This window comes from Teichococcus aerofrigidensis (assembly GCF_054073225.1).
In genome coordinates, this window is sequence record NZ_JBSXMU010000139.1 from 1 (window position 1) to 7,237 (window position 7,237).

The 7,237-nt window shown below is 73.9% G+C and carries 8 protein-coding genes; 5 read left to right on the top strand and 3 right to left on the bottom strand.

Features of this window, described 5'->3' with window-relative positions:
- Positions 1-328, top strand: a 328-nt coding sequence (locus ACVMLK_RS18490; RefSeq protein ID WP_457487229.1) for an adenine deaminase C-terminal domain-containing protein, incomplete at its 5' end; no start/stop codon positions are given.
- A 5-nt stretch (positions 329-333) separates the two neighbouring features.
- Here ACVMLK_RS18490 and ACVMLK_RS18495 read toward each other — a convergent pair.
- Both ACVMLK_RS18495 and ACVMLK_RS18500 read right to left on the bottom strand, forming a co-directional pair.
- Positions 334-966 carry a glutathione S-transferase family protein gene (locus ACVMLK_RS18495; protein ID WP_457487230.1) on the bottom strand — a complete coding sequence of 211 codons (633 nt, stop codon included), beginning with the start codon at positions 964-966 and terminating at the stop codon, positions 334-336.
- Between the two features lie 49 nt (positions 967-1,015).
- Positions 1,016-1,774, bottom strand: a complete 759-nt coding sequence (locus ACVMLK_RS18500) for a DUF899 domain-containing protein (RefSeq protein WP_457487231.1) — start codon at positions 1,772-1,774, stop codon at positions 1,016-1,018.
- A gap of 84 nt (positions 1,775-1,858) precedes the next feature.
- On the opposite strand from ACVMLK_RS18500, the gene ACVMLK_RS18505 reads away from it, so the two are divergent.
- Positions 1,859-2,305, top strand: a complete 447-nt coding sequence (locus ACVMLK_RS18505; RefSeq protein WP_457487232.1) for a MarR family winged helix-turn-helix transcriptional regulator — start codon at positions 1,859-1,861, stop codon at positions 2,303-2,305.
- A gap of 13 nt (positions 2,306-2,318) precedes the next feature.
- Here the strand turns inward: ACVMLK_RS18505 and ACVMLK_RS18510 are convergent, their stop codons facing one another.
- On the bottom strand, positions 2,319-3,122 hold the full coding sequence (locus tag ACVMLK_RS18510; protein ID WP_457487233.1) for an SDR family NAD(P)-dependent oxidoreductase: 804 nt from the start codon (positions 3,120-3,122) through the stop codon (positions 2,319-2,321).
- A gap of 114 nt (positions 3,123-3,236) precedes the next feature.
- Between ACVMLK_RS18510 and ACVMLK_RS18515 the strand changes: the two genes are divergently transcribed.
- The 3 genes from ACVMLK_RS18515 to ACVMLK_RS18525 all read left to right on the top strand — a co-directional run.
- On the top strand, positions 3,237-4,244 hold the full coding sequence (locus tag ACVMLK_RS18515) for a C-terminal binding protein (RefSeq protein WP_457487234.1): 1,008 nt from the start codon (positions 3,237-3,239) through the stop codon (positions 4,242-4,244).
- 233 nt (positions 4,245-4,477) lie between these two features.
- Positions 4,478-5,836 (top strand): glycosyltransferase family 4 protein, encoded by a 1,359-nt coding sequence (locus ACVMLK_RS18520; RefSeq protein ID WP_232477198.1) that lies wholly within the window; start codon positions 4,478-4,480, stop codon positions 5,834-5,836.
- A gap of 28 nt (positions 5,837-5,864) precedes the next feature.
- A partial coding sequence (locus tag ACVMLK_RS18525; protein ID WP_457487235.1) for a beta-ketoacyl [acyl carrier protein] synthase domain-containing protein occupies positions 5,865-7,237 on the top strand: 1,373 nt, incomplete at its 3' end.

The window sequence follows — 7,237 nt, forward strand, 5'->3', positions numbered from 1 at the left end:
CCACCCCCCGCCCCCCCGGGGGGCGCCCCCCACCGCGCGCACCCCCCCCGGCGGCGGCATGGCGGTGGCCGCTGGCGGCGCGGTGCGGGCGGTGCTGCCGCTGCCCGTCTGCGGCCTGCTCTCCGACGCGCCGGCGGCGGAGGTGGCGGCACGGTTCGCCGCGCTCCGCGCCGCCGCCGACGGCATCGCCGAATGGCAGCCACCCTACCGCGTCTTCAAGGCCGTGGTCGGCGCGACGCTGGCCTGCAACGCCGGGCCGCATGTGACGGATCTCGGCATCGCCGATGGCGGCACCGGGGCGGTGTTCACCTCGGCGCTGATCGCCTGAACCGCTCAGGCCGCGCCGCCGGGCGGCATCAGCGCGTCGTCCGTCTCCCGCGCGCGGATCGCCGCCGGGCGCGCCTCGATCCGCGCGACATAACGCTCCAGCGCCGGCCGCTTCTCCAGCACGCCGAAGGCCATGCCCCAGGACAGTTCCGAGCCGAGATAGACATCGGCGGCCGAGAAGCGCTCGCCCAGCAGGTAGTCGCCCTGGCCCACCGCCGCCTCCAGCACCGCCATCACCCGGTCCTTGCTGCCGTAGCCGACCATGGCCTCCTTATCGGGCGGCACGGTGACGCCGAGGGCGGTGTCGCTGACCACCGCCTCCACCGGCCCGGCGCCGAAGAAGAGCCAGCGGTAATAGGCGCCGCGCAACGGGTCCCGCGGCGCCGGGGCAAGGCCGGCGGCGGGAAAGGCATCGGCCAGGTAGGCGCAGATCGCCGCCGCCTCGGTCACCACCGCCGCGCCATGGCGCAGGGCCGGCACCTTGCCCATGGGATTGACCGCCAGATAGGCCGGCGCCCTCATCGGCGGCCCATAGGGCAGGATCTCGGTCCGGTAGGGCTGCCCGATCTCCTCCAGCATCCAGCGCACGATCCGCCCGCGCGACATGGGGTTGGTGTAGAAGACGAGGTCGTCACTCATGCGGGAGTCCTCACGAAAGGATGCGGCAGGAAGGCGATGCCGCGCCGGATCAGCCAGCGCAGCAGGAGCGCGCCCCGTGCTCGTCGGCGTATTCGTCATGGCGCCGCACCCAGTCCATCGTGCCGCTTTCGTTGCGGCCGAGCGGCAGCCGGTCCATCAGCATGAAGGTGCCCATCATCTCCTCCACCCCGCGGGCATAGGTGGAATAGGTGTGGAACACCGCCCCGTCGGCGGTGCGGCCGAAGGCGCTCATCCCATGCAGTTCCTCGAAGGCGTCGGCGGCATCGAGGCGGGCATAGTTGTAGTCCACGCTGCCTTCCGCCAGGGCCTCGGGCGGGAAGGAGACGTGGAAGTCCCGGTTGAAGTCGCTGCCGAAGGAGGAGACCCAGGGGAAGCGCCAGCCCATGCGGCGGCGATAGGCCTCGATCTCCGGCAGCGGCGCGCGGGAGACGGCGACCAGGGTGACGTCATGGTGGTTCAGATGCGGCAGCATGCCGTCGAAATGATCGGCGAGGAAGGAGCAGCCGGTGCAGCCCGCCTCCCAGCCCGGCGCCAGCATGAAGTGATAGAGGGCGAGCTGGCCGCGGCCCTCGAAGAGATCCCCGAGACCGCGCGGCCCATGCGGCGTCGCGAAGCGGTAGGGCTTGTCCACCGGGGTCCAGGGCAGGGCGCGCCGCGCGGCGTTCAGCCGGTCGCGCGCCCGGGTAAGGGCCTTCTCCTCGAGCAGAAGGGCCCGGCGGGCGGCGAGCCATTCCTGACGCGGCACCACCCGGTGCCCGGTCTGAACCTCGGTCTTCGTCTGGGACATGGTGGAACCTCCGGAGTGGCGGCCGTGGCACGGCGGCGCCGTGAGGGCCTTGACTTTTGTGTTGATATCAACATTTAAAGCGGCGTGTCAAAGCCTTCCGAACTCCCCTTCGCGACCACACTGCTGGTGCGCGACACCTGCCTCTGCCTGCATGCCCAGCGCGCCGCCCGCGCCCTCGCCCGCCGTTTCGACGAGGCGCTGCGCCCTCTCGGCCTGACCAATGGCCAGTTCTCCCTGCTGATGTCGCTGAACCGCCCGGAGCCGCCGCCGATGCGGCCGGTGGCGGAGCTGCTCGGCATGGATCGCACCACCCTGACCGCCAGCCTGAAACCGCTGGAACGGCGCGGCCTGGTGCGGGTGGAGCCCGATCCGGAGGACCGGCGCAGCCGCCGCCTGCACCTGACACCGGCCGGCCGCGCCGTCCTGGCCGAGGCCTTCCCGGTGTGGCGGGACACCCACGCGGCGGCCGAGGCCGGCCTCGGCGAGGGCGAGGCCGACCGGCTCCGCGCCAACCTGGCGCGGCTCGGCTGAACCGCCCCCTGCCTCAGATCACCATGCCGCCATCGACATGCAGGCACTGGCCGGTGACGTAGGAGGCCGCCGGCGAGGCCAGGAAGGCGATGGCCGCCGCCACCTCGGCCGGCTGGCCCAGGCGGCGCAGCGGGATATGGTCGCGCACCGCCGCCTCGCGCCCTTCGGCGTTCAGGGCCGCATGGGTGCCCGGATCCTTGGCGATATGGCCGGGCACCACGGCGTTCACCGTCACCGCGGGGGCCCATTCCACCGCCAGGCTCCGCACCAGCGCCTCCACCCCCGCCTTGGCCGCGGCGGAGGCGGGGAAGAGCGTGCCGCCGGGGTGGAAGTGGTGCGCGACGAAGGAGGAGACGGCGACCAGCCGCGGATCCCGGCCCGCCGCCAGCAGCGGCCCCGCCGCACGGGCCAGCCGCAGCAGGGCCCAGAGGATGGTGTCCTGGCTGCGCGCGAAGGCCGCGTCGGTCAGGTCGCGCAGCGCCGTGCGGTCGGCGAAGCCGGCATTGGAGACCAGCACGTCCAGCCCGCCCAGGCGGGGGGGGGCCACCCGGCCCCCGCCCCCCCCCCCGCCCCCCCCCCCCCGGGGGGCGGCCGCCTCGGCCACCAGCCGCTCGGGCGCCCCGGCCTCGGCCAGGTCGGCCAGCAGCACGCCGGCCTCGGCGCCCGCCGACCGCGCCTCGGCGGCGACACGCTCCGCCCCCTCGCGGTTGCCCCGCGCGTGCAGCACGAGCGCCACGCCGGGCGCGGCCAGCAGCCGTGCCGTCGCCGCGCCGATGCCGCTCGCCGCGCCGGTGATCAGGATCTTCCGTTCGGCCATGCGCCGCTCCCCTCTCTTGCCCGGCCGGCAGGATAGGGGGAGGTGCCTTGCGGCCCCAAGGGGCTCCCCGCATCCTGGGCGCATGGCAAAGCCCAAGAAGGAGGAATCGCCGGCATGCTGACCGTCCTGGAACCCGAAGGCCTCTATCCTGACACCCTTCTCGAGGAGGAGATCCTCGGCCCCGGCGTGCGGGTGGTCCGCGGCGGCGGCCCCAGCGGCGTGGAGGAACTGCCCGACGCGCTCTGCGCCGAGGCGGACGGACTGTTCATCTTCCGTCACTGGCTGCCGGGCAGCCAGCTGCACCGCTTCCCGAAGCTCAAGGTGGTGGTGCGGATGGGCGTCGGCTACGACCGGCTCGACCGTCCGGCCCTGGCGGAGCGGGGCATCGCCGTCTGCAACGTGCCCGACTACGGCACCACCGAGGTGGCCGACCACGCCGTCGCCCTGGCGCTGACGCTGCGGCGCGGCATCGCCCTGCACCACGACCTGCAGCGCGGCACGCCGCCCGCCGCGTGGCGCTACCTCGACAGCCCGCTGATCCAGCGGGCCAGCGAGCAGGATTTCGGCATCATCGGGCTCGGCCGCATCGGCACCGCCGTGGCGCTGCGCGCCAAGGCCTTCGGCTTCCGCGTGCGCTTCTACGACCCCTATCTGCCGAACGGGGTGGACCGGGCGCTGGGCATCCAGCGGGCGCGCAGCCTGGAGGCGCTGCTGGAGGAGACCGACACGCTCTCGCTGCACGCGCCACTGACCCGCACCACCGCCGGCCTGCTGGACGAATCGGCGCTGCGCCGCCTGCGCCCCGGCGCGGTGGTGGTGAACACGGCGCGCGGCCCCATGCTGGACCTGGACGGGCTGGAGGCCTGCCTGCGCGATGGCCATCTGGCCGGGGCGGGCCTCGACGTGCTGCCGCAGGAGCCGCCGGTGGCGCCGGAGCACCCGCTGCTGGCGGCCTATCGGGCGCGCGAGCCCTGGCTGGCCGGGCGGCTGATCGTCACGCCGCACAGCGCCTTCCACACGCCGCACGCTTTCCAGGACATCCGGGTGAAGAGCGCGGAGACGATGCGGGACGTGCTGGTGGAGGGCCTTGCCAGCAACGTGATCCCGCCCGGCGCCGACTGAATCGAAGGAGTTTTGCACGCAAAGGTTGCGCTAATAGTATGCAAAGGTTCTAGAACGCGATTCAGCGACAGATATACCACTCGAATAAATGTTCTTGTTTCCTTACACCCTCAAAGGTGTATATCACGGTTTAGTGAACCACTCCGGTTCGCGGATGCAGCATAACCCTTAACGCAAACTTGCCATGCGGACACAACCGCTAGGCATCATACCCTCCCCAAAGGGAACCCTTGATGCTTGCTGACCCTGCCGCCCACAGCCTGCATGTCGTGCTGGACGTCTCCAGGCTGCTGGGCTGCGGCCGCAAGCGCACCCCTTCGGGAATCGATCGGGTCGAGCTGGCCTATGCCCGCCACTGGCTCGGCCTGCCGCCCGGCGCCTGCACCTTCGTCGGCCAGGAACTGCAGGGCGGCTTCGCGGAACTGCCCCGGACCCTCGTCGCCGACCTCGTGGCGGCGCTCACCGAGGCCTGGGACAGCGGCCTCTCCAACAGCCCCGCGCTGCGCCGCGCCGCCCGCATCGGCACCCTGGCGCGCGGCCGGCTGCTGCTCGGCTTCGGCCGCGCCGACCTCGCCCGCCTCCTCGGCAGCGGCCGGCGGCTCGCCTTCCTGCTGGTCTCGCACCAGGCGCTCGACCGCGCCGGCCCGATCGAGTCGCTGCGCCAGGGCGGCTGCGCCTTCGTGCCGCTGATCCACGACCTGATCCCGGTCTCGCACCCCGAATACGCCCGGCCCGGCCAGGCGGAGAAGCACCTGCGGCGCATCGGCGTCACCGCCAGCCTGGCCGATGGCGTGATCGTCAACTCCGCCGCCACGGCCGAGGCGCTGGCCCCCCACCTGGCCGGGCGGCCCCTGCCGCCGCCGGTGCTCATCGCGCCGCTCGGCATCGACACGCCGCGCCATGCCGGGCCCGCCTCCGGCGCGGACCCCTACTTCGTCGTCCTCGGCACCATCGAGCCGCGCAAGAACCACCTCCTGCTGCTGCACCTGTGGCGCGAGCTGGCGCGCCTCGGCAGCGCCACGCCGCGCCTGCTGATCATCGGCAAGCGTGGCTGGGAGAACGAGAACGTCGTCGACATCCTGGAGCGCTGCACGGCGCTGAACGGCATCGTGCAGGAGATCGGCCAGCTCCCGGACCGCAAGGTCTCCGAGCTGCTGCTGGGGGCCCGCGCGCTGCTCTTCCCCTCCTTCGCCGAGGGCTATGGCCTCCCGCTGGCCGAGGCCCTGGCCGCCGGCGTGCCCAGCATCTGCTCCGACCTGCCGGCGCTGCGCGAGGTCGGCGCCGAGGTGCCGGACTATCTCGACCCGCTGGACGGCAGCGCCTGGCGCCGGGCCGTCCTCGACTACGCGCGGCCGGACAGCCCCGCCCGCGCCGCCCAGCTCGCCCGCCTGCAGGGCTGGCGGGCGCCCGAGTGGCAGGACCACTTCGCCATGGTGGAGCGCCTACTGGAGACCGTGACCGAACACCGCCTGGGCGCGCCGCAGGGCCGCCGCGCCGGCCGGCGCCTCCCCGCGCTGCGTCCCGCCGTCGCCCGCCCCGCCTGGTCCGCCACGCGGCCCGGGATGGTGGCCCGCGACGAGGCGGTGCCGTGAGCCTCCGCCGCCGCGCGGAACCCTCCTCATGAACGCCATGCCGCAGCGCCCGCCCAACCCGCCGCGCCCGGCGGGCGGCGCCATCGCCATCGTCGGCGCCGCCTGCCGCCTGCCCGGCGCGCCCGATCTCGACGCCTTCTGGCGGCTGCTGGAAAGCGGCTCCGACGCCGTCGGCACCCTGCCGGCCGATCGCTTCGCCCAGGCCGCCTTCCACCACCCGCGCAAGGGCGAGCCGGGCCGCAGCTACAGCTTCGCCGCCGGCCATCTGGGCGACATCGCCGGCTTCGACGCCCCCGCCTTCGGCCTCTCCCCGCGCGAGGCGGTGGAGATGGACCCGCAGCAGCGCCTGCTGCTGGAGGTGGCCTCGGAGGCGCTGGAGGATGCCGGCTGGCCGGCCAGCCGCCTGGCCGGCCGCGCCATCGGCGTCTGGATCGGCGGCTCCTCGACCGACCATGCCGAGCTGCGCCTGGGCGACGCGGCGGGCACCGACCGGTACTTCATGACCGGCAACACCCTGTCGATCCTGGCCAACCGTCTGACCAACGTCTTCGACCTGCGCGGCCCGGGCCAGACGGTGGACACAGCCTGCTCCTCCTCGCTCGTCGCGCTCGACGCCGCCGTGGCGGCGCTGCGCGCCGGCCGCGTCGAGGCGGCGCTGGTCGGCGGCGTGCAGCTGCTGCTCTCGCCCTTCGCCTTCATCGGCTTCTCGCGCGCCGGCATGCTCTCGGCCCGGGGCCGTTGCCAGGCCTTCGACGCGGCGGCGGACGGCTATGTGCGCGGCGAGGGCGCCGGCCTCGTCGTGCTGAAGCCGCTGGCCGCCGCGCTGGCGGCGGGCGACGCCATCCGCGGCGTCCTTCTCGGCACCGGCACCAATGCCGCCGGCCGCACCATCGGCCTCTCGCTCCCCGACCGCGAGGCGCAGGCGGCGCTGCTGGAGCGCGTCCTGGCCGAGAGCGGCGTGCGGCGCGAGGCCCTGGCCTATTTCGAGGCGCACGGAACCGGCACCCAGGCCGGCGACCCGGCGGAGAGCTGGGCCATCGGCACCGCCCTGGCCCAGGGCCGCGCCGCACCGCTGCCGGTCGGCTCGGTGAAGACCAATATCGGCCATCTGGAGCCGGCCTCCGGCATGGCCGGGCTGCTCAAGGCCCTGCTGGTGCTGGAGCATGGCGCGCTGCCGCCCAACCTGCACTTCCGCGAGCCCAATCCGAACATCGACTTCGCCGGGCTGAACATCCGCGTCCCCACCGCGCTGGAGCGGGTCGAGATCGGTCCGGACGCGGTGATCGGCGTCAACAGCTTCGGCTTCGGCGGCACCAACGCGACGCTGCTGCTGGGCGCGCCACCGGCCCCCGCCGGAGCCGGAGCCGGAGCGGGGGGCGGAACGGCGGCGGAGGGGCCGCC